This is a genomic window from Streptococcus halitosis (genome assembly GCF_003143695.2).
GTDB lineage: Bacteria > Bacillota > Bacilli > Lactobacillales > Streptococcaceae > Streptococcus > Streptococcus halitosis.
Genome location: NZ_QEMY02000001.1, coordinates 997407 through 1020144 on the forward strand (window position 1 = coordinate 997407; position 22738 = coordinate 1020144).

Annotated in this window: 22 protein-coding genes, 2 tRNA genes and 1 pseudogene; 23 read left to right on the forward strand and 2 right to left on the reverse strand. The window is 40.4% G+C overall.

Annotation, left to right across the window (positions count from 1 at the left end; genetic code table 11):
• Positions 1-45: 45 nt before the first annotated feature.
• From DB729_RS04930 to DB729_RS04990, 13 genes are all read left to right on the forward strand, one after another.
• Positions 46-276 carry a DUF2969 domain-containing protein gene (locus tag DB729_RS04930; RefSeq protein WP_000037105.1) on the forward strand — a complete coding sequence of 77 codons (231 nt, stop codon included), beginning with the start codon at positions 46-48 and terminating at the stop codon, positions 274-276.
• Positions 277-325: 49 nt separating this feature from the next.
• Positions 326-406 (forward strand) — tRNA-Tyr (locus tag DB729_RS04935).
• A gap of 8 nt (positions 407-414) precedes the next feature.
• Positions 415-486: transfer RNA gene (locus DB729_RS04940), tRNA-Gln, on the forward strand.
• A 162-nt stretch (positions 487-648) separates the two neighbouring features.
• On the forward strand, positions 649-1851 hold the full coding sequence (rpsA, locus tag DB729_RS04945) for a 30S ribosomal protein S1 (RefSeq protein ID WP_001001620.1): 1203 nt from the start codon (positions 649-651) through the stop codon (positions 1849-1851).
• An 82-nt stretch (positions 1852-1933) separates the two neighbouring features.
• A complete protein-coding gene (locus DB729_RS04950) occupies positions 1934-2431 on the forward strand; it encodes a GAF domain-containing protein (protein ID WP_061588250.1) in 498 nt (165 codons plus the stop codon).
• A complete protein-coding gene (dnaX, locus tag DB729_RS04955) occupies positions 2431-4089 on the forward strand; it encodes a DNA polymerase III subunit gamma/tau (protein WP_084873251.1) in 1659 nt (552 codons plus the stop codon). The genes DB729_RS04950 and dnaX overlap by 1 nt, the downstream gene beginning before the upstream one ends.
• 27 nt (positions 4090-4116) lie before the next feature.
• Positions 4117-4311 (forward strand): DUF3272 family protein, encoded by a 195-nt coding sequence (locus DB729_RS04960; protein WP_001081611.1) that lies wholly within the window; start codon positions 4117-4119, stop codon positions 4309-4311.
• 151 nt (positions 4312-4462) lie between these two features.
• The gene (gene sufC / locus DB729_RS04965) at positions 4463-5233 is read left to right on the forward strand and encodes a Fe-S cluster assembly ATPase SufC (protein ID WP_033606356.1); all 771 of its coding nucleotides are present in this window, start codon (positions 4463-4465) and stop codon (positions 5231-5233) included.
• A gap of 27 nt (positions 5234-5260) precedes the next feature.
• Positions 5261-6523, forward strand: a complete 1263-nt coding sequence (gene sufD / locus DB729_RS04970; protein ID WP_084873249.1) for a Fe-S cluster assembly protein SufD — start codon at positions 5261-5263, stop codon at positions 6521-6523.
• A 10-nt stretch (positions 6524-6533) separates the two neighbouring features.
• A complete protein-coding gene (locus tag DB729_RS04975; protein WP_109290099.1) occupies positions 6534-7760 on the forward strand; it encodes a cysteine desulfurase in 1227 nt (408 codons plus the stop codon).
• Entirely contained in the window at positions 7747-8187 is a 441-nt protein-coding gene (sufU, locus tag DB729_RS04980; protein ID WP_084873245.1) for a Fe-S cluster assembly sulfur transfer protein SufU, read from the forward strand. Before DB729_RS04975 ends, sufU begins: the two co-directional genes overlap by 14 nt.
• A gap of 53 nt (positions 8188-8240) precedes the next feature.
• Positions 8241-9653, forward strand: a complete 1413-nt coding sequence (gene sufB / locus DB729_RS04985) for a Fe-S cluster assembly protein SufB (protein WP_000797071.1) — start codon at positions 8241-8243, stop codon at positions 9651-9653.
• Between the two features lie 124 nt (positions 9654-9777).
• Positions 9778-11175, forward strand: coding sequence for an APC family permease (locus tag DB729_RS04990; protein WP_084873243.1), 1398 nt, complete (start codon positions 9778-9780; stop codon positions 11173-11175).
• Between the two features lie 21 nt (positions 11176-11196).
• On the opposite strand, the gene DB729_RS04995 is transcribed toward DB729_RS04990, so the two are convergent.
• Positions 11197-12045 (reverse strand): YitT family protein, encoded by an 849-nt coding sequence (locus DB729_RS04995; RefSeq protein ID WP_000619963.1) that lies wholly within the window; start codon positions 12043-12045, stop codon positions 11197-11199.
• A gap of 143 nt (positions 12046-12188) precedes the next feature.
• Between DB729_RS04995 and DB729_RS05000 the strand changes: the two genes are divergently transcribed.
• Positions 12189-13025, forward strand: a complete 837-nt coding sequence (locus DB729_RS05000) for a DegV family protein (protein WP_084873241.1) — start codon at positions 12189-12191, stop codon at positions 13023-13025.
• Between the two features lie 106 nt (positions 13026-13131).
• Positions 13132-13407, forward strand: coding sequence for an HU family DNA-binding protein (locus tag DB729_RS05005; protein ID WP_001284630.1), 276 nt, complete (start codon positions 13132-13134; stop codon positions 13405-13407).
• 267 nt (positions 13408-13674) lie between these two features.
• On the opposite strand, the gene DB729_RS05010 is transcribed toward DB729_RS05005, so the two are convergent.
• Positions 13675-14661, reverse strand: coding sequence for an L-lactate dehydrogenase (locus DB729_RS05010; protein WP_000204722.1), 987 nt, complete (start codon positions 14659-14661; stop codon positions 13675-13677).
• A gap of 193 nt (positions 14662-14854) precedes the next feature.
• Here DB729_RS05010 and gyrA point away from each other — a divergent pair, with 193 nt between their 5' ends.
• The 8 genes and pseudogenes from gyrA (at position 14855) to DB729_RS05050 (ending at position 22668) form a co-directional block, all read left to right on the forward strand.
• A complete protein-coding gene (gyrA, locus tag DB729_RS05015) occupies positions 14855-17323 on the forward strand; it encodes a DNA gyrase subunit A (RefSeq protein WP_109290098.1) in 2469 nt (822 codons plus the stop codon).
• A complete protein-coding gene (locus DB729_RS05020; RefSeq protein ID WP_109290097.1) occupies positions 17323-18069 on the forward strand; it encodes a class A sortase in 747 nt (248 codons plus the stop codon). Before gyrA ends, DB729_RS05020 begins: the two co-directional genes overlap by 1 nt.
• A 74-nt stretch (positions 18070-18143) precedes the next feature.
• Entirely contained in the window at positions 18144-18560 is a 417-nt protein-coding gene (locus DB729_RS05025; protein WP_109290096.1) for a hypothetical protein, read from the forward strand.
• A gap of 26 nt (positions 18561-18586) precedes the next feature.
• Positions 18587-19219 (forward strand): annotated as a pseudogene (locus tag DB729_RS05030) (hypothetical protein).
• A gap of 370 nt (positions 19220-19589) precedes the next feature.
• Positions 19590-19922 (forward strand): hypothetical protein, encoded by a 333-nt coding sequence (locus DB729_RS05035; protein WP_109290095.1) that lies wholly within the window; start codon positions 19590-19592, stop codon positions 19920-19922.
• A gap of 45 nt (positions 19923-19967) precedes the next feature.
• Positions 19968-20315 (forward strand): hypothetical protein, encoded by a 348-nt coding sequence (locus DB729_RS05040; RefSeq protein WP_109290094.1) that lies wholly within the window; start codon positions 19968-19970, stop codon positions 20313-20315.
• A gap of 124 nt (positions 20316-20439) precedes the next feature.
• Positions 20440-21237: a formate/nitrite transporter family protein gene (locus DB729_RS05045; protein WP_109290093.1), complete on the forward strand. Its 798-nt coding sequence runs from the start codon at positions 20440-20442 to the stop codon at positions 21235-21237.
• 150 nt (positions 21238-21387) lie between these two features.
• The gene (locus DB729_RS05050; RefSeq protein WP_109290092.1) at positions 21388-22668 is read left to right on the forward strand and encodes an O-acetylhomoserine aminocarboxypropyltransferase/cysteine synthase family protein; all 1281 of its coding nucleotides are present in this window, start codon (positions 21388-21390) and stop codon (positions 22666-22668) included.
• Positions 22669-22738: the final 70 nt, after the last annotated feature.

Here is a 22738-nt window from a genome sequence, read left to right on the forward strand (position 1 = left end):
TTGAGTATTTTCTTGTACAATAGAAAAAGTGAAAAGAGGTAAAGTATGAGTAAAAAAGATAAGAAAATTGAAATTCAATTAACAGATGCTAAAGTGACTGTTGGAAAAGACAGTTATGAAGGATACGTTTTGACAATCGGGAAAAAGGTCATTGGCGAAATTGCCGAATTAGATAACCAATTTGCCATCATAAAGAATGGAAATGTCGATAGTTTTTATAAAAAACTTGAAAAAGCTGTGGAAATTTTGATTGAAAACTATAATTTGACAAAATAATACTTGTTTTATTGAAAATTTCATGATATAATAGTCTTCGTTGAACATTGGAGAGATAGCGAAGAGGCTAAACGCGGCGGACTGTAAATCCGCTCCTTCGGGTTCGGGGGTTCGAATCCCTCTCTCTCCATTCATCATTGGGGTATAGCCAAGCGGTAAGGCAAGGGACTTTGACTCCCTCATGCGTTGGTTCGAATCCAGCTACCCCAGTTCTTAGGTAATAAGTTCAAGATAAAAAGAAAAATATCTTAGGGTATTTTATTTTTATAATTGAAAGGCGTGAACGATGTGAACATGTCTTTGCGGGTGCTTAGGAAAAAAATTATAAGTATGTCAAGTTTGGAAAGACTTGATTGTTGGAGGATTTTTTAGATGAACGAATTTGAAGATTTGCTAAATAGCGTTAGCCAAGTTGAGCCTGGTGATGTTGTTAGTGCTGAAGTATTGACAGTTGATGCGACTCAAGCTAACGTTGCAATCTCTGGGACTGGTGTTGAAGGTGTCTTGACTCTTCGCGAATTGACAAACGATCGCGATGCAGATATCAATGACTTTGTGAAAGTAGGAGAAGTATTGGATGTTCTTGTACTTCGTCAAGTAGTTGGTAAAGATACTGATACAGTTACATACCTTGTATCTAAAAAACGCCTTGAAGCTCGCAAAGCATGGGACAAACTTGTAGGACGCGAAGAAGAAGTTGTTACTGTTAAAGGAACTCGTGCCGTTAAAGGTGGACTTTCAGTAGAATTTGAAGGTGTTCGTGGATTCATCCCAGCTTCAATGTTAGATACTCGTTTCGTACGTAACACTGAGCGTTTCGTAGGTCAAGAATTTGATGCTAAAATCAAAGAAGTTGACCCTAAAGAAAATCGCTTCATCCTTTCACGTCGTGAAGTTGTTGAAGCAGCTACTGCAGCAGCTCGTGCTGAAGTATTCAGTAAATTAGCTGTTGGTGATGTAGTAACTGGTAAAGTTGCTCGTATCACTAGCTTCGGTGCTTTCATCGATCTCGGTGGTGTTGACGGATTGGTTCACTTGACTGAATTGTCACACGAACGTAACGTATCACCTAAATCAGTTGTAACTGTTGGTGAAGAAATCGAGGTTAAAGTCCTTGATCTTAATGAAGAAGAAGGACGCGTATCCCTTTCACTTAAAGCAACAACACCTGGACCATGGGATGGCGTTGAGCAAAAATTGGCTAAAGGTGATGTAGTAGAAGGAACAGTTAAACGTTTGACTGACTTCGGTGCATTTGTTGAAGTATTGCCAGGTATCGATGGACTTGTTCACGTATCACAAATTTCACACAAACGTATCGAAAATCCAAAAGAAGCTCTTACTGTTGGTCAAGAAGTTACTGTTAAAGTACTTGATGTTAACGCTGACGCAGAACGCGTATCTCTTTCTATCAAAGCTCTTGAAGAACGTCCAGCTCAAGAAGAAGGACAAAAAGAAGAAAAACGTGCTGCTCGTCCACGTCGTCCAAAACGTCAAGAAAAACGTGATTTTGAACTTCCAGAAACACAAACAGGATTCTCAATGGCTGACTTGTTCGGTGATATCGAACTTTAATCAAATTGATAATCGCAAAATCCTTTGTTTAAAACAAGGGATTTTTCTTTTGTCTCTTTCTCATTTTTGATATAATAGTTTTATGTTAGATTCAGAAAAACAATCACGTTATCAACTGTTGAATGAGGAACTCTCTTATTTACTAGAGGGTGAGAGCAATGTTCTTGCCAATCTTTCGAATGCTAGCGCCCTCCTAAAATCTCGCTTTCCAAATACTGTGTTTGCAGGTTTTTATCTGTTTGATGGTAGTGAGTTGATTTTAGGTCCTTTTCAGGGTGGTGTTTCTTGTATTCGCATTTCGCTTGGGAAAGGCGTATGTGGAGAAGCTGCCGAGTTTCAAGAGACTGTTTTAGTAGGGGATGTGAGCACCTATCCAAACTACATTTCTTGCGATAGTAAGGCTAAGAGTGAAATCGTAGTTCCCATGCTCAAGAATGGTCAATTGCTGGGTGTCTTAGACTTGGACTCTTCTCTTATTGATGATTATAATGCCATTGACCGCGATTACTTGGAACAATTTGTTGCTATTTTGCTTGAGAAGACAGAATGGGACTTTACGATGTTTGAGGAGAAAGCCTAATGTATCAAGCACTTTATCGAAAATATAGAAGCCAGACTTTTTCGCAATTGGTCGGGCAAGAGGTAGTGGCTAAAACCCTAAAACAAGCAGTCGAGCAGGAAAAGATTAGTCATGCCTATCTTTTCTCAGGCCCTCGTGGAACTGGGAAAACAAGTGTAGCCAAGATTTTTGCCAAGGCCATGAACTGCCCAAATCAAGTGGATGGAGAACCATGTAATCACTGCTATATCTGTCAGGCAGTGACAGAAGGTAGCCTAGAAGATGTTATTGAAATGGATGCGGCTTCAAATAATGGAGTTGATGAAATCCGTGAAATTCGTGACAAATCTACCTATGCACCTAGCTTGGCACGTTACAAGGTCTATATCATAGACGAGGTTCATATGCTGTCTACGGGAGCCTTTAATGCGCTTTTGAAGACTCTTGAGGAGCCAACTCAAAATGTTGTCTTTATCTTGGCGACCACTGAATTGCATAAGATTCCAGCAACCATTTTATCGCGTGTTCAACGTTTTGAGTTCAAATCGATTAAAACTCAAGATATCAAGGAGCATATTTATCATATTCTAGAAAAAGAAAATATCAGTTCTGAACCGGAGGCTGTGGAAATCATTGCCAGACGAGCTGAAGGTGGAATGCGGGATGCCTTGTCTATTCTGGACCAAGCCTTGAGCTTGACACAGGGAGATGAGCTCACGACTGCTATCTCTGAGGAGATTACAGGCACCATTAGTCTATCAGCACTAGATGACTATGTAGCCGCCTTGTCTCAGCAGGATGTTTCAAAAGCGCTTGATTCTCTGAATCTTTTATTTGAAAATGGCAAGAGCATGACTCGTTTTGTGACGGATCTCTTGCAGTATTTGCGTGATTTACTGGTCGTCCAGACGGGTGGCGAAAATACTCATCATAGTCCAGTTTTTATGGACAATCTAGCTTTATCACAGGAAAGCCTCTTTGAAATGATTCGAATAGCGACTGTGAGCTTGGCAGATATGAAAGCAAGCCTGCAACCTAAGATTTATGCTGAGATGATGACCATTCGTTTAGCTGAGATTAAGCCTGAACCAGTGCTTTCAGAAACTGTCGAAAGTGAAATTTCTGCACTGAGACAGGAAGTAGTTCGTCTCAAACAAGAACTTGCCAATGTTGGAACAGCTCCTAAACAAGTGGTGCCAGTCCCTAGCCGTCCAACCACTTCCAAGACAGTCTATCGAGTAGACCGTAATAAAGTTCAGGCTATCCTACAAGAAGCTGTTGAAAATCCTGAATTGGCACGGCAAAACTTGATTCGCCTCCAGAATGCATGGGGAGAAGTAATCGAAAGCTTAGCTGGTCCTGATAAGGCTCTGCTTGTTGGTTCTCAGCCAGTTGCGGCAAACGAACACCATGCTATTTTAGCTTTTGAGTCTAATTTCAATGCTGGGCAAACCATGAAACGGGATAATCTTAACACCATGTTTGGCAACATCCTCAGTCAGGCAGCAGGTTTTTCACCTGAGATTTTAGCCATTTCCATGGAGGAATGGAAAGAGGTTCGAGCAGCATTTTCAGCTAAAAACAAGTCTTCTCAAACCAATCAAGAGGTGGAAGAAGAGAGTTTGATTCCAGAAGGATTTGAATTTTTGGCTGATAAAGTGAAGGTAGAGGAAGACTAAAGAAAGATTTCATGATACAATAAGTTTATGAATAGACAACAATTTATTATGATAGCGTTATTTACGGCTGCTGAGACTTATTTTTTCAATGAAGCCTGGATGACCGGGCGTTATTTCATGGCAGCCTTTTGGGCCATTCTACTCTTTCGAAATTTTAGGTTAAGTTACGTGATGGGAAAAATTGTAGACACCATTGATCAGCACCTAAATCGCAAGGACTAGCTCCAAGCTTCTAGACAAAATCAAAGCCTTTTAGGCTTTTTTTTGTTATACTAGTAGAGTATATTTATGGACCTTTTCTTGTATTTTTAGAGAAATGTAAGTAATTTTGCTAAGGATAAAGGAAATAGGCCTGAAAAAGAAAGGAATTATCATGTCAGTATTAGAGATCAAAGATCTTCACGTTGAGATTGAAGGAAAAGAAATTTTGAAAGGAGTCAATCTGACTCTGAAAACAGGAGAAATCGCTGCTATCATGGGACCAAATGGTACTGGTAAATCGACTCTTTCTGCCGCTATCATGGGAAATCCAAACTATGAAGTTACCAAAGGTGAGGTCTTGTTTGATGGCGTAAATATCCTTGAGTTGGAAGTGGACGAACGCGCGCGTATGGGACTTTTCCTTGCTATGCAATATCCATCAGAAATTCCTGGAATTACTAACGCTGAGTTTCTTCGTGCAGCTATGAATGCTGGTAAAGAAGATGATGAAAAGATTTCAATTCGTGAGTTCATCACTAAACTAGACGAGAAAATGGAATTGCTCAACATGAAAGAAGAAATGGCAGAGCGTTACCTCAACGAAGGTTTCTCAGGTGGTGAGAAAAAACGTAATGAAATTCTTCAACTCTTGATGTTGGAACCAACTTTTGCCCTTTTGGATGAGATTGACTCAGGTCTTGATATTGACGCCCTTAAAGTTGTATCGAAAGGTGTGAATGCCATGCGTGGTGAAGGCTTTGGTGCTATGATCATCACTCACTACCAACGTCTCTTGAACTACATCACACCAGACGTGGTCCACGTGATGATGGAAGGTCGTGTTGTCCTTTCTGGTGGTCCAGAATTGGCAGCCCGTTTGGAACGTGAAGGATACGCAAAACTAGCTGAAGAACTTGGCTACGACTACAAGGAAGAATTGTAATTCCCTCGTATCTTTTAGGAGAAGTAAATGACTAAAGAAACTATTAAACTTTTTTCAGAAATGCATGCTGAACCAAGCTGGTTGTCAGACCTCCGTCAAAAAGCTTTTGATAAGATTGAGAGTTTGGAATTACCAGTTATTGAGCGTGTCAAATTTCACCGTTGGAATCTGGGAGATGGAACCATCACGGAAAGTGAACCTTCAGCAAATGTTCCTGACTTCACTGCTTTAGATAATCACTTGAAGTTGGTGCAAGTAGGAACGCAAACTGTTTTTGAACAAACTCCAGTTGAGTTAGCTGAACAAGGTGTTGTCTTTACAGACTTTCACTCAGCTTTAGAAGAAATTCCAGAGCTTATTGAGGAATTCTTCATGTCATCAGTTAAGTATGACGATGACAAGTTGGCAGCCTACCATACAGCTTACTTTAATAGTGGTGCTGTTCTCTACATCCCTGATAATGTTGAGATTAAAGAGCCAATCGAAGGTATTTTCTACCAAGACAGCGATAGCGATGTGCCGTTTAACAAGCATATCCTTATCATTGCTGGTAAAAACTCTAAAATAAGCTATCTTGAACGTCTAGAGTCAAGAGGTGGAGGTAGTGCCAAAGCAACTGCCAATATCACAGTTGAAGTGATTGCTCGTTCTGGTGCGCAAGTGAAATTTGCTGCTATTGACCGTCTAGGTGAAAATGTCACTGCTTACATTAGCCGTCGTGGTAAACTAGGAAACGATGCCAGCATTGACTGGGCCATTGGTGTCATGAACGAAGGAAATGTTGTTGCGGACTTTGATAGCGACTTGATTGGGAATGGTAGCCATGCTGACCTTAAAGCCGTAGCTCTTTCAAGTGGCCGTCAAGTACAAGGGATTGATACGCGAGTGACTAACTATGGTTGCAACTCAATCGGAAATATCCTTCAACATGGGGTTATCCTTGAAAAAGCTACCTTGACCTTCAATGGTATTGGCCACATTATCAAGGGTGCCAAGGGAGCAGATGCGCAGCAAGAGAGTCGTGTTCTTATGCTTTCAGACCAAGCACGTTCAGATGCCAACCCAATTCTTTTGATTGATGAAAATGACGTAACTGCAGGTCACGCGGCTTCTATCGGTCAGGTGGATCCAGAAGATATGTACTACCTCATGAGCCGTGGCTTGGATAAGGCGACTGCAGAACGCTTGGTTGTTCGTGGTTTCCTTGGATCTGTTATCGTTGAGATTCCAGTCAAGGAAGTTCGTGATGAAATGATTGCAACCATCGAAGAAAAATTGTCAAAACGCTAAGGGGAAGCCTATGTTAGATGTAGAAGCGATTCGCAAGGATTTTCCAATTTTAGACCAGATTGTCAACGATGAACCTCTGGTCTATCTGGACAATGCTGCGATGACACAAAAACCACTAGCAGTTCTGGAAACAATCAACCGCTACTATAAGCAGGACAATGCCAATGTTCACCGTGGGGTTCATACCTTGGCTGAAAGGGCGACAGCTTCCTATGAGGCGGCTCGTGAAACCATTCGTAAGTTTATCAATGCAGGCTCTACAAAGGAAGTTCTCTTTACCAGAGGAACGACAACCAGCCTTAACTGGGTGGCACGCTTTGCTGAGGAAATCCTGACTGAGGGAGACCAGGTCTTGATTTCTGTCATGGAACACCATTCTAATATCATTCCATGGCAGGAAGCTTGTCGCAAGACTGGGGCAGAGCTTGTCTATGTCTATCTCAAGGATGGAGCTCTGGATATGGATGACTTGCGCGCTAAATTGACTGATAAAGTCAAGTTTGTCTCCCTAGCTCACGCCTCCAATGTTCTTGGTGTGGTCAATCCTATCAAAGAAATCACGCAATTAGCCCACCATGTTGGAGCTATCATGGTGGTGGATGGTGCTCAGTCTACGCCCCATATGAAGATTGATGTCCAGGACTTGGATGTGGACTTCTTTGCTTTTTCAGGTCACAAGATGGCTGGACCAACTGGTATTGGTGTTCTTTACGGTAAAGAAAAGTATCTGGAACAAATGTCACCAGTTGAGTTTGGTGGCGAGATGATTGATTTCGTCTATGAGCAATCTGCTAGTTGGAAGGAATTGCCTTGGAAATTTGAGGCTGGAACGCCAAATATGGCAGGTGCTATCGGACTTGCTGCAGCAGTTGATTATCTGGAAAAGATTGGTATGGATGCTATTGAAGCTCATGAACAGGAACTGATCGCATACGTCTATCCCAAATTGCAGGCCATTGAAGGTTTGACTATTTATGGTTCGCAGGACTTGGCTAAACGTTCAGGTGTGATTGCATTTAACCTAGGCGATCTTCATCCCCATGACCTAGCTACAGCACTGGATTATGAAGGGGTAGCAGTTCGTGCAGGTCATCATTGCGCCCAACCCTTGCTTCAGTATTTGGAAGTCCCAGCAACAGCTCGTGCAAGTTTTTATATCTACAATACCAAGGCGGATTGTGACAAACTAGTCGATGCCCTACAAAAGACAAAGGAGTTTTTCAATGGCACTTTCTAAACTAGATAGCCTTTATATGGCAGTGGTAGCAGATCATTCGAAAAATCCCCATCACCAAGGGAAGTTGGATGATGCTGAGCAAATCAGCCTCAACAATCCAACCTGTGGGGATGTTATTAATCTCTCTGTTAAGTTTGACGCAGAGGACCGTTTGGAAGATATTGCTTTTCTAAATTCAGGATGCACGATTTCAACTGCTTCTGCTAGTATGATGACAGATGCTGTTTTAGGGAAGACCAAACAAGAAATTCTAGAACTTGCAACCATCTTTTCTGAAATGGTTCAAGGTCAAAAGGATGACCGCCAAGACCAACTTGGCGATGCAGCTTTCTTGTCAGGTGTTGCCAAATTCCCTCAACGAATCAAATGTGCAACCCTAGCTTGGAATGCACTTAAGAAGACAATTGAGAATCAAGATAACGAGTAAGACAAGTTGCTTTTGTCTTATAAATCATTAGAAATGAAGAAAGAAAGGATATTATGGCTGAAGAAAGAGTAGAACCAAAACCAATTGATCTTGGTGAATATAAATTTGGTTTCCATGATGATGTAGAGCCTGTCCTATCGACAGGAAAAGGACTCAACGAAGGTGTTATTCGTGAATTATCTGCTGCCAAGGGTGAGCCAGAGTGGATGTTAGAATTCCGTTTGAAGTCTTATGAAACCTTCAAAAAAATGCCTATGCAAACCTGGGGAGCAGACTTGTCAGAGATTGACTTTGATGACTTGATCTATTACCAAAAACCATCTGATAAACCAGCCCGTTCTTGGGATGAAGTTCCTGAAAAGATCAAAGAAACCTTTGAACGTATCGGGATTCCAGAAGCTGAACGTGCTTATCTAGCAGGTGCTTCTGCCCAGTACGAGTCAGAAGTGGTTTACCACAACATGAAAGAAGAGTTCCAGAAATTAGGTATTATCTTTACAGATACAGATTCTGCCCTCAAGGAATACCCAGACTTGTTTAAACAATACTTTGCGAAGTTGGTACCGCCGACTGATAACAAGTTGGCAGCCCTCAACTCAGCAGTATGGTCAGGTGGAACCTTTATCTACGTACCAAAAGGTGTCAAGGTAGATATTCCACTTCAAACCTACTTCCGTATCAACAACGAAAATACAGGTCAGTTCGAACGTACCTTGATTATTGTTGATGAAGGAGCAAGCGTCCACTACGTAGAAGGATGTACAGCACCAACTTATTCAAGCAATAGCTTGCACGCTGCCATTGTAGAAATTTTTGCTTTAGACGGAGCTTATATGCGTTATACAACCATCCAAAACTGGTCTGATAATGTCTATAACTTGGTAACAAAACGTGCCAAAGCTTTGAAAGATGCGACTGTTGAGTGGATTGATGGTAACTTGGGTGCCAAAACAACCATGAAATACCCATCTGTTTACCTAGATGGAGAAGGGGCCCGTGGTACCATGCTTTCGATCGCCTTTGCCAATGCTGGTCAACACCAAGATACGGGTGCCAAGATGATTCACAACGCTCCACATACAAGCTCATCTATCGTGTCTAAATCCATCGCTAAAGGCGGAGGAAAGGTGGACTATCGTGGACAAGTAACCTTTAACAAGAACTCTAAGAAATCTGTTTCTCACATCGAGTGTGATACCATTATCATGGATGACTTATCAGCATCAGATACCATTCCGTTTAATGAAATTCACAACTCGCAAGTTGCATTGGAACACGAAGCCAAGGTATCTAAGATTTCAGAGGAACAACTCTATTACCTCATGAGCCGTGGTTTGTCAGAATCTGAGGCAACTGAGATGATTGTCATGGGATTTGTCGAACCCTTCACCAAAGAACTTCCAATGGAATATGCAGTTGAGCTGAACCGCTTGATTAGCTATGAAATGGAAGGTTCAGTCGGATAAGAATATGCAAAATCTGAACAGGAACTCTTCCTGTTCAGATTTTTTTCAAAAAGGACCTAATAAATATTCACAAAAATGCTTTTATATGGTAAAATAAAACAATTACATTTAGTGGAGATGAAGTATGAATATTTTTAGAACCAAGGATGTCAGTCTGAGACAGGCAGAGATGCGTCGCCATTTGAAATTGTGGGATTTGATTCTATTGGGAATCGGTGCCATGGTAGGAACTGGGATTTTTACCATTACAGGAACTGCAGCAGCAACACTTGCCGGTCCATCACTAGTGGTTTCCATCGTGATTTCTGCCCTGTGTGTTTCTCTATCAGCTCTCTTTTTTGCAGAATTTGCCTCTCGTGTACCTGCAACTGGGGGTGCTTATAGTTATCTCTATGCGATTTTGGGAGAATTGCCAGCCTGGATTGCTGGCTGGTTGACCATCATGGAATTCATGACGGCTGTTTCAGGTGTGGCGTCTGGCTGGGCAGCTTACTTTAAGGGCTTACTCAGTGATTATGGTATTTCCATGCCCCAAGCCTTGAATGGAACCTTTAATCCTGAACAGGGAACCTATATCGATCTTCTACCTATTCTAGTACTTACCTTGGTAACGGGATTGGTTTTATTAAATTCCAAGGCAGCCTTACGCTTTAATTCGCTTCTAGTAATCTTGAAATTTTCTGCTCTAGCCTTATTTATCCTAGTTGGTATTTGGTACATCAAGCCTGAAAATTGGTCGAATTTTGCTCCTTTTGGCTTTGGCCAGATTTATGGAGGAAGCACTGGGATTATGGCAGGTGCATCTTTGATGTTCTTTGGATTTCTCGGATTTGAGTCTATTTCCATGGCAGTTGATGAAATCCAAAGCCCGCAAAAAAATATTCCTCGCGGAATTGTCCTTTCTCTGACAATCGTCACTATTCTCTATGCTTTGGTGACCTTAGTATTGACAGGGATTGTTCACTATAGTAAGCTCAATGTGGACGATGCAGTAGCATTTTCATTACGGAGTATTGGTATCGGTTGGGCAGCCAACTATGTTTCGCTTGTAGCCATTCTCACCCTGATAACGGTATGTATTTCCATGACTTATGCTTTGTCTCGAATGATTTATAGCTTAGCACGTGATGGACTTTTACCTCAAAGTTTTAAACGATTAAGCAAGACTAGTCGCGTTCCTAAAAATGCGACTCTCTTAACAGGAGTTGCTTCAGCCCTTGCTGCCGGAGTGTTTCCTCTAGCCAGTATTGCAGCCTTCTTAAATATCTGTACCTTAGCTTATCTCATTTTACTAGCCTACGGAATAATAAAACTCAGAAAAGATAAGGGTATGCCCAAAAAAGGAGAGTTTAAAACTCCTTTGGTACCACTTTTGCCAATCCTTTCCATCCTTATCTGTGTTTCCTTTATGCTTCAATATAGTCTAGATACCTGGATTGCCTTTGGCATTGCTCTTGTAGTTGGTCTAGTCATTTACTTTACTTATGGGTTCCGCCATTCAACTCTCGCAGAAGAAAAATAAAAGCTGGGAAATCCCAGCTTTTTAATCTTTCACATAAGTAAAGCCTTCACCCAGAATTTCATGGGCCTCTGTGATGGTGATAAAGGCTTGAGGATCGACTTGGTGAATCATATCCTTCATTTTGACGATTTCGTTCCGACCGACGATACAGTAAATAATTTTTAAATCTTTCTTACTGTAATAACCTTGACCAGATATAAAGGTCACACCACGTCCAAGCTCCTCATTAATCTTATCAGCCAGTTGGTCAGGATATTGAGTAATAATCATAAATCCTTTACCAGCGTATCCCCCTTCGCCAATCAGGTCAATAACGCGAGCGATGATGAAGTCAAACAAGAGAGTATAGGTCACAAGACGGAGATCTTGGAAAATAAGCAGAATTAACATTAAAATGAAAAAGTCAATTCCAAAAAGCAATTTCCCAATCGAAAGATTGGTGTACTTGTTGAGGATACGGGCAACGATATCAGAACCACCAGTTGTTCCACCAGCATTAAAGATAATTCCTAAACCAACTCCCAGTAAAACCCCTGAGACTAAAGCAACGATGATGAGGTCACCTTGTAAATCAAACTGCAAGGGGATACGCTCAAAGATTGCGAGCCAAATAGAGAGAGAAATAGAACCCAGAAGGCTGGAGTAGAGGGTCTTGGAACCAAATATCTTCCAAGCCAAAATAAATAAAGGAATATTGATTAAGAGATTCATCAATGAGACAGGGATTTTAAAAAGATAGTAGGTAATCAAGGTGATACCTGTCGCCCCTCCCTCAAATAGATGATAAGGAACAACAAAGTAGGTGAGACCAAAGGCATAGATAGCTGCTCCAAATATAATCGTAATAATCGGTTGAACTTTTCGAATCATAGCTGTTCCTCGCTTTTCTATAGATAGATTATACCAAAAATTCAGTTTTTTTAATTGGATTACTTATGATTTTTTATCATTTTTTTGATATAATAAGAGTGAAAAATCCCAATCCTATTGAGAAGAATAGAAAGATTGAACTTATGACACAAGTAAAAATTGTAACGGACTCTTCTGTTACTATCGAACCAGAAGTAGTTAAAGAATTAAATATCACTATTGTCCCCTTATCAGTTATGATTGATGGCGTACTCTACTCAGATGCTGATCTAAAAGAGGGGGAATTCCTTCATCTTATGCAACAAAGCAAGAATCTCCCTAAAACGAGTCAACCTCCAGTAGGAGTGTTTGCTGAAGTCTTTGAAGAGCTAGGAAAAGATGGCAGTCAGGTTGTTGCTATTCATATGTCTCGTGCCTTGTCCGGGACTGTTGAAGCTGCTCGCCAAGGCGCAAGTCTCTCAAGTTCTGATGTGACGGTTATTGATAGTTCCTTTACAGATCAGGCTATGAAGTTTCAAGTTGTTGAAGCTGCAAAACTTGCTAAAGAGGGTAAAGATTTAGAAACTATTCTAGCACGTATAGAAGAAGTGAAGAATCACACAGAGCTTTATATCGGTGTTTCGACTCTAGAAAACCTAGTGAAAGGTGGGCGTATTGGACGTGTGACGGGACTATTAAGCTCACTATTAAATATTCGTGTAGTGATGCAGATGAAAAACCACGAACTCCAACCAATCGTCAAAGGACGTGGTGCAAAAACTTTCAAAAAATGGCTTGAAGAGTTAACGGTGGCCCTTACTCATAAATCAGTTGCAGAAATTGGAATTTCCTATGCTGGAACGAATGAATGGGCAAATGAGATGAAGAGTTTATTGCAAGCCTATGTTGAGAAACCAATCTCTGTACTGGAAACTGGCTCTATTATTCAAACTCATACTGGAGAGAATGCTTGGGCAATTCTAATCCGCTATAATTCCTAAAAAAATAGAGAAAAATGTTTGAAATGGTGTTTTTGACTTGACCTATGGGCAATTTTAGGATATGATTATATTTGTTAATCAGAAATTATTTGGAGGATTTGTTAACATGGCAAACAAACAAGATTTGATCGCTAAAGTGGCAGAAGCTACAGACTTAACTAAGAAAGATTCAGCAGCAGCAGTTGATGCTGTATTTGCAGCAGTAACTGAATACCTTGCAGCTGGTGAAAAAGTTCAATTGATTGGTTTTGGTAACTTTGAAGTTCGTGAACGTGCTGCACGTAAAGGTCGCAACCCACAAACTGGTAAAGAAATCGAAATCGCAGCTTCTAAAGTTCCAGCATTCAAAGCTGGTAAAGCTCTTAAAGACGCTGTTAAATAATGAATTTAGAAAAAGCCTGTCATATCAAGCATTTGAGCTTGTGTGACAGGCTTTTTTGTGTATAGGGGGCAAAGACGAATACTTTTCCATGACATCTGCAACGGTTGATTTCATTTCTTTAGTTATATATGTATAAATTTAGGTGTTTTTCCAACCGAGTATTTGATATGATATATAACTTCTGAGATAAGTAGTCTTTTGAAAAATAGGGTTTAAGCCTTTACAGTAAAAGAAAAAAGGTTCCCATGTTTGGGAACCTTCTTTTCATTAGTTTTTAGAAGCTGCTTGGAATTCAGGGTTTTTCCATGCTTCATCAATGATAGCTTGCAATTCTTTGGCAGATGCTTGCATTTTTTGAGTTTCAGCGTCGTTCAATGGGATGTTTACTGGACGAACGATACCGTGTGCACCAACAACAGCTGGTTGACCGATAAAGACGTTTTTAACACCGTATTGACCTTCTTGGAAGACTGAAAGTGGAAGTACTGCATTTTCGTCATCAAGGATTGCTTTTGTGATACGAGCAAGTGCTACTGCGATACCGTAGTATGTAGCTCCTTTTTTATTGATGATTGTGTAGGCGGCGTCACGAACACCTTCGAACAATTCAATCAATTCAGCTTCTTGAACGTTTTGAGTATCTTTAAGGAATTCTTCAAGGTTTACACCAGCGATGTTAGCGTGTGACCAAACCGCAAATTCAGAATCTCCGTGTTCGCCCATGATGTAGGCGTGAACGGAACGAGCATCAACGTCCAATTTTTCAGCAAGTGCTTGACGGAAACGTGCTGAGTCAAGTGAAGTACCTGAACCGATAACACGTTCTTTAGGGAATCCAGAGAATTTCCAAGTTGAGTAAGTCAAAACGTCAACTGGGTTAGCCGCAACAAGGAAGATACCATCAAAACCTGATTCAACAACTTGTGTTACAATTGATTTGTTGATAGCCAAGTTTTTACCTACAAGGTCAAGGCGAGTTTCACCTGGTTTTTGAGGAGCACCTGCAGTGATAACAACAAGGTCAGCGTCTGCACAGTCAGAGTATTGAGCAGCGTAGATTTTTTTAGGTGAAGTGAAGGCAAGGGCGTGGCTAAGGTCAAGCGCATCACCAACAGCTTTTTCGTGCAATTGTGGAATTTCGATAATTCCAAGCTCTTGTGCAATTCCTTGGTTAACAAGTGCGAAAGCGTAAGATGAACCTACGGCACCGTCACCAACAAGGATCACTTTTTTGTGTTGTTTAGTTGAAGTCATTATCTAAACATCTCCTTCATTTTTTTTAGGGGAATCCCCAGACACTTTCATTCTATCACTTTTAAAAAGCTTTGTCACGAATATTCTATTCGGTTATTGATATAAACGTTTTAGTGGTTTTCAAAGACTGAAATGAAGGACAAATTATGGTATAATATATCTAATTACTAATAGTGAAATGAGGCATTTATGAATGCAGGATAGAAATTTAGTGAATGTCAATCTGACAAAGGAGATGAAGACCAGCTTTATCGACTACGCCATGAGCGTTATCGTTGCGCGGGCCCTTCCTGATGTTCGAGACGGTTTAAAACCTGTTCACCGCCGTATTCTTTACGGAATGAATGAACTAGGTGTTACACCAGACAAACCTCATAAAAAATCAGCCCGTATTACAGGGGATGTTATGGGTAAATACCACCCACACGGGGATTCATCTATTTATGAAGCCATGGTTCGTATGGCTCAGTGGTGGAGCTACCGTTACATGCTTGTCGATGGACATGGAAACTTTGGTTCCATGGACGGGGATGGTGCCGCTGCACAGCGTTACACAGAAGCACGTATGAGCAAGATTGCTCTTGAAATGCTTCGTGACATCAATAAAAACACAGTTGATTTCGTAGACAACTACGATGCCAATGAGCGTGAGCCCTTGGTCTTGCCAGCTCGTTTTCCAAACCTTTTGGTCAATGGGGCAACTGGTATCGCTGTTGGGATGGCAACCAATATCCCACCTCACAACCTGGGTGAAACCATTGATGCAGTGAAGTTGGTTATGGACAATCCTGAAGTAACCACTAGGGATTTGATGGAAGTTTTACCTGGTCCAGATTTTCCGACTGGTGCTCTTGTCATGGGGAAATCAGGGATTCATAAGGCTTATGAGACTGGTAAGGGTTCGATTGTCCTCCGTTCTCGAACAGAGATTGAGACGACTAAGACAGGGCGTGAGCGCATCGTGGTAACAGAATTTCCTTATATGGTCAATAAAACCAAGGTCCATGAGCATATCGTTCGTTTGGCGCAAGAAAAACGAATTGAAGGCATTACAGCTGTACGTGATGAATCCAACCGTGAAGGGGTTCGTTTCATTATCGAAGTGAAGCGTGATGCTTCTGCGAATGTCATCCTCAATAACCTCTTCAAGATGACGCAGATGCAAACTAACTTTGGTTTCAATATGCTTGCTATTCAAAATGGTGTACCAAAGATTTTGTCTCTTCGCCAAATTTTAGATGCTTATATTGAACACCAAAAAGAGGTAGTTGTTCGTCGTACTCGTTTTGACAAGGAAAAAGCAGAAGCGCGTGCGCACATCTTAGAAGGCCTTTTAATCGCGCTAGACCATATCGACGAAGTGATTCGTATCATTCGTGCTAGTGAAACGGATGCGGAAGCGCAGGCTGAGTTGATGAGCAAGTTTAAGCTTTCTGAGCGTCAAAGTCAGGCTATCCTTGATATGCGTCTTCGCCGCTTGACAGGATTGGAACGCGATAAGATTCAGTCTGAATATGATGAATTGATTGCCTTGATTGCAGATTTGACCGATATTCTTGCTAAACCAGAACGCGTGGCGCAAATCATAAAAGATGAATTGGATGAAGTAAAACGTAAATTTGGTGACAAACGTCGTACCGAGTTAATGGTTGGAGAAGTCTTAACTTTTGAAGACGAAGATTTGATTGAGGAGTCAGATGTCTTAATCACTCTTTCTAACAAGGGCTATATCAAACGTTTGGACCAAGGTGAATTTACTGCTCAAAAACGTGGTGGTCGTGGAGTCCAAGGTACGGGGGTTAAGGATGATGACTTTGTGCGTGAGTTGGTTTCAACCAGCACCCATGATCATTTGCTCTTCTTTACCAATAAAGGTCGTGTATACCGACTAAAAGGTTATGAAATTCCTGAATACGGTCGCACAGCCAAGGGATTGCCGGTTGTCAATCTTTTGAAGCTGGATGAAGGGGAGAGCATACAGACCATCATTAATGTTAAATCTGAACGTAGTGATGACGCCTATCTCTTCTTCACAACCCGTCACGGTATCGTGAAGCGAACCAGTGTTAAAGAATTTGCTAATATCCGTCAAAATGGACTTAAGGCTTTGAATCTCAAGGATGAAGATGAACTGATTAACGTCTTGCTGACAGAAGAAGACACAGATATCATCATTGGTACTAAGTTTGGTTATGCTGTTCGCTTTAATCAATCAGACGTTCGTGGCATGAGCCGTATCGCGACAGGTGTTCGAGGAGTTAACCTTCGTGAAGGAGATACTGTAGTTGGTGCTAGTGTCATCACTGATCAGGACGAGGTTCTTATCATCACTGAAAAAGGTTATGGTAAACGTACTCTTGCAACTGAATATCCAACAAAAGGTCGTGGTGGTAAAGGGATGAAGACAGCCAATGTTGTTGAGAAAAATGGCCCTCTTGCAGGTCTCCTCACTGTTAAAGGAGATGAAGACCTGATGATTATCACGGATACAGGTGTCATGATTCGAACAAATGTTGCCAATATTTCACAAACAGGACGCTCAACTATGGGAGTTAAGGTGATGCGTCTAGACCAGGATGCCAAGATTGTGACCTTTACAACGGTTGATGCGGTAGAAAAAGAAGAAGTTGGGACTGAAAACGAAACAGAAGGTAAAGCATAATGTCTCATAAAAAAACGAAAAGTAAGAAGAATAAGCGTAGGAATCTATTTCTCAATATTTTAGCGGTTTTCTTAATTCTTTTATCCTTAGCTTTGATTTTTAATTCAAAGATTCGAGATCTCTTTATGGTATGGAATACCAATAAATACCAAGTCAGTCAGGTTACTAAAGAAAATATAGATGAAAATCTCAAAACAGAAGGAAATTTTGATTTTGATTCGGTTAAATCTATTTCATCTGAAGCAGTTCTAGCCGCTCAGTGGGACGCTCAGAAGCTTCCCGTTATTGGAGGAATTGCTATTCCCGAAGTGGAGATTAATTTGCCGATTTTCAAAGGGTTGGATAATGTAAACTTGTTTTATGGAGCAGGAACCATGAAACCAGACCAAAAAATGGGAGAGGGCAACTATTCTCTAGCCAGTCACCATATCTTTACTGCTGAAAATGCCAGTCAAATGCTCTTCTCACCTTTGGTCAATGCCAAAGCAGGTATGAAAATTTATCTGACTGATAAGGATAAAGTTTATACTTATGAGATTACGGAAGTTAAACACGTTACTCCGGACCGAGTAGATGAAATCGAAGATCGTGAAGGAGTTAAGGAGATTACGCTGGTAACTTGTGTGGACTATAATGCGACAGAGCGGATTATTGTTAAAGGTGATTTTAAAGAAGTTAAAGCTTATTCTGAAACATCTGATGATATCCTAAGCGCCTTTAATAAGCCATATAGACAACGTTATTAACCTCAAAAACCAGTGAAGAAGCAATTTCACTGGTTTTTTGTCAAATTGAGACATCAGTCAAAGGAGAATGATGCATGTTCGAATATTTTTTGTTTGGAATGAAAACGATGTGGGAAAGTCCTGTCTTTAGTTTTGCCTTTTACTTATTAGCCTCTATTCTTTTACTAATCTTTTGGCGACGTTTTATAATTGTCCGTCGTAGTGGTGGTGATTTTTTTGCCCCGTTTCACATTGCCAATGGGAGATTTTATATTCACAATGCTTTTGTATTTGTGAAGAGAATCATTCCGCTGAATAACATCAGAAGGATTGAAGTCAAATATATTCGAAGTGTCAAATTGAATGGGGCAAGTTATCATTTGTTTATCGAAAGAAAAGATGGAAAAGCTGTCAGTTTTTTCTTCGGACAATCAAAACAGAATGATCTCCTTGTGAAGAATCTAAAGAATGAAACTAAAAACTACCATATTAGAATTGTAATAGATGGATAAGTGTTTAGCTTAAGAAAGGAATGATCATGGATAAGCTACAAGAAGTCAGAGAAAATGAACAGTTAAGGACCTTACTGATGACTGAATGTGATATTTATTTTTATGACAAGATAAGTGAAGTTCAGTTTTCAGGGAACAATGAGGAATACTCTCTTGCCTGTAAGGCATTTGCTCAAGACGGTAGTGGGGGAGAATATGTTTTTCTCGAAGATAACAGCATAGGCTTTATCGGAAGTGAGGGCCAAGTGGGGAGAGTAGCAGAAAGTCTGGATGACTTACTGACATTCCTACTTCACGCAGGTTGTATTTCGGATTTTAGCTGTCGGTATCTTTATCAGAACACAGACTTATTGAAAGCATTTTGTAGGGGCTATGTGTCTAAAATACGAGAAAGCTATCAGGCTATGCAGGAAAATTGGGATCTGGTACGAGGAAGTATGGCTCAAAAACTATCACTTGATTTCAATCCCCAAAAACTAGAAAAAGTAGCCATGGCATTTTATCAAGCAGCGACAAGGAAGCCTGTCTTTTCCTGTAAGTATATAGACGGTGAAGAAGAATATACCTGTGATTCAGTCTTGTAGGACATTGTGGGCTTGTGGACGACAGAACTTGTAGGCATGAGTAGAGAAGAAATTGAAAACTATAAAATTTTATGATGTATGATGCTTGCAAGATGATCATTCAACTTTAATGGTATCTTTTCAATGTGAAAGGAAACTGGTCAGTAGGTTGAAAGATTTATCGTAAGAAACCGAAGAATGCTTGGCATAAGAGAGGATAGATAATGAGTCAGTTAAGAGAAAAGTCTTTAGTTAGGCTCAAAGAAGACATAACAAGTAGTTCTCCATTTGACAAGGATCTTCCTATGATATTCTTGGGAGGAATTGCCAATATGGCTGGACACTGAATCTTCATAGGAAAATCGGGGGAAGTGTTATTTTGGATATCATATTTCACATTTTAGAGAACTAAGTGAAGATGAGATATAGGACTTTCGCAGTAGGAAAAATAGATGAGGAGTTGAGAATGAATAATCAGATTGACTTGGCACTTCCGAACCTATACGCAGAATTCTTGAGTAAAATCGACAAAGCAGGAGAGTTGATAATAGAGAATACAGGCATCACCTTATACTCAAGACTAGATTTGCTAGAAAGAAACTCCACCTACCAAATAGAAGAGTGGGAACCTGATTTTTTCCTGATTGGGCAAGATGGGGATGTCGCTTTTTTTATAAAGAAAGATTCTGACGACACTATTTATATGAATGATTTGGGGGCATTAGGTTCACTAGAAATGAAACCCATATCTTTGAATATTTTCGAGTTTGTGAAACAAGCGAGTGAACATTATGATTAATGTTACTAAATTTTTAGTAAATGATAGTGATTTGGAGAGTGAACAATGAATTTTGATGAGAGTTTACAGCAATACACTTATGAGCATGAGGGAGTGATCTTTGTTTGGGACGAAGAGCCTGATTGTGACTTTATATATAAAGTTGAACTGTTATCAAAAAATTATCAGGAAAATCTCAATAGAATTATCAACTTTATGCTAGCTGATCTTAAGGAAATGTATGGAGAAGTCAGCGAGGAAGATGTGAAGAACAAGCTGGGGAAACCTATCATTGACTACAATCAAGGAACAGTTAGTTATTGTGAGCAAACCTTCGATGACTGGCACCTATTTGAGTTTGAATTTTGGGATGATCAATTTGAAACATTGAAATGTTTTTCTGTTAATGGGTAAAGGAGAGATTTATGGAATTCCCCCAATGCCTTGATTTTCTTTGTAGAAAACGTATACAAGAAAGGCTTTTCAAAATGCGTGCTTTATGTTATAATATTCACAAATAAAAGTTTAGGAGTTTTTTATGGTCTCTTCAGAATTTATTTCAAAGATTGAATTTACTTGCAAGAAGAAAGAAAGTCTTTATAGCCAAAGTAAGTTTAAGTATGCGATTCGTTCCATGTTTGCAGGTGCCTTTCTAACATTTAGTACGGCTGCAGGTGCAGTTGGGGCTGACTTGATTAATAAGATCGCTCCAGGTAGTGGACGTTTTCTCTTCCCATTTGTTTTTGCTTGGGGATTGGCCTACATTGTTTTCTTAAATGCTGAGCTGGTAACTTCAAATATGATGTTTTTGACAGCAGGTAGTTTCTTGAAAAAAATTTCATGGAGAAAAACAGCTGAGATTTTACTATACTGTACCTTGTTCAACCTTATCGGAGCTTTGATAGCAGGTTGGGGCTTTGCCCACTCAGCAGCCTATGCAAATCTAACACATGATAGCTTCATTTCAGGGGTTGTAGAGATGAAGTTAGGTCGTTCAAATGAGTTAGTCTTGCTTGAAGGTATTTTAGCCAATATCTTTGTAAACATTGCCATTCTTTCCTTCGTTTTGGTGAAAGACGGTGGCGCCAAACTTTGGCTTGTCTTATCAGCAATTTACATGTTTGTATTCCTAACAAACGAACACATTGCTGCGAACTTTGCTTCTTTTGCGATTGTTAAGTTCAGTGTTGCAGCTGATTCTATTGCTAATTTTGACATACCTAATATTCTTCGTCACTGGGGTGTGACCTTTATTGGGAACTTTATCGGAGGAGGTCTCTTGATGGGATTACCATACGCTTTCCTCAATAAAAACGAAGATACTTATGTCGATTAAAGAAACGAGCACGAGTGAATCGTGCTTTTTTGTTTGATGTGTAAGACTAGTCATAGTTGTTCTTTATATCAAAATATAGAAAAACAGTATTGGAAAAGACTAGCCTAAGATGATACAATATCCCTAATGAAGCTATTTGGAGGTCGTCTTATGACTCGTGATTTTAAATTTGAAACCCTACAATTACATGCTGGGCAAGTAGTTGATCCAGCGACTAAATCTCGTGCAGTACCAATTTATCAAACAACATCCTTCGTTTTTGATGACACGCAAGAAGGTGCCGATTTGTTTGCTTTGAGAAAACCGGGGAATATCTATACCCGTATCACAAATCCTACAACAGCAGCCTTTGAAGAAAGAATCGCTGCTCTTGAAGGTGGTGTTGGAGCACTAGCGACAGCATCAGGTATGGCTGCTGTAACCTACACTATTTTGGCGCTTGCTCACGCAGGTGACCATGTGGTGGCTGCGTCAACTATTTACGGTGGGACCTTCAACCTCTTGAAGGAAACCCTTCCTCGTTATGGGATCACAACAACCTTTGTGGATGTGGATAATTTGGAAGAAGTGGAAGCAGCTATCAATGACAATACAAAGCTTGTCTTGATTGAAACCTTGGGGAATCCCTTGATTAACATTCCTGACTTGGGAAAATTGGCTGAGATTGCGCATAAACACCAGATTCCTCTCGTTTCAGACAACACTTTTGCCACACCATATTTGATTAACGTCTTCTCTCACGGTGTAGATATTTCCATTCACTCAGCAACTAAGTTTATCGGTGGGCATGGTACGACTATTGGAGGAGTGATTGTCGATAGTGGTCGTTTTGACTGGGCAGCTTCAGGGAAGTTCCCTCAATTTGTTGAGGAAGATCCTAGTTACCATAACTTGAGCTATACTCGTGATGTGGGTGCAGCAGCCTTTATTATCGCTGTTCGTGTTCAATTGCTCCGTGATACGGGTGCTGCCTTGTCGCCATTTAATGCCTTTCTCTTGCTCCAAGGGCTTGAAACTCTCTCTCTTCGTGTTGAACGTCATGTGCAAAATGCAGAGAAAATTGTTGATTTCCTTGTCAACCATCCTAAGGTAGAGAAGGTAAATTATCCAAAACTAGCTGACAGTCCTTATCATGCCTTGGCTGAGAAATATTTGCCAAAAGGTGTTGGTTCAATCTTTACCTTCCATGTTAAAGGCGGAGAGGCAGAAGCTCGTAAAGTAATTGATAATCTGGAAATCTTCTCTGATCTTGCAAACGTAGCAGATGCTAAATCTCTTGTTGTCCATCCTGCGACGACCACTCACGGTCAGTTGTCAGAAAAAGATCTAGAAGCAGCAGGTGTCACACCAAACCAAATCCGCTTGTCTATCGGTCTTGAAAATGTAGAGGATTTGATTGAAGATTTGCGCTTGGCCTTGGAAAAAATTTAAAGTAACAGATATAAACAGTGGGTTTCGACTCACTGTTTTTGATTTTCCATCAGGCATGATATAATGGTTA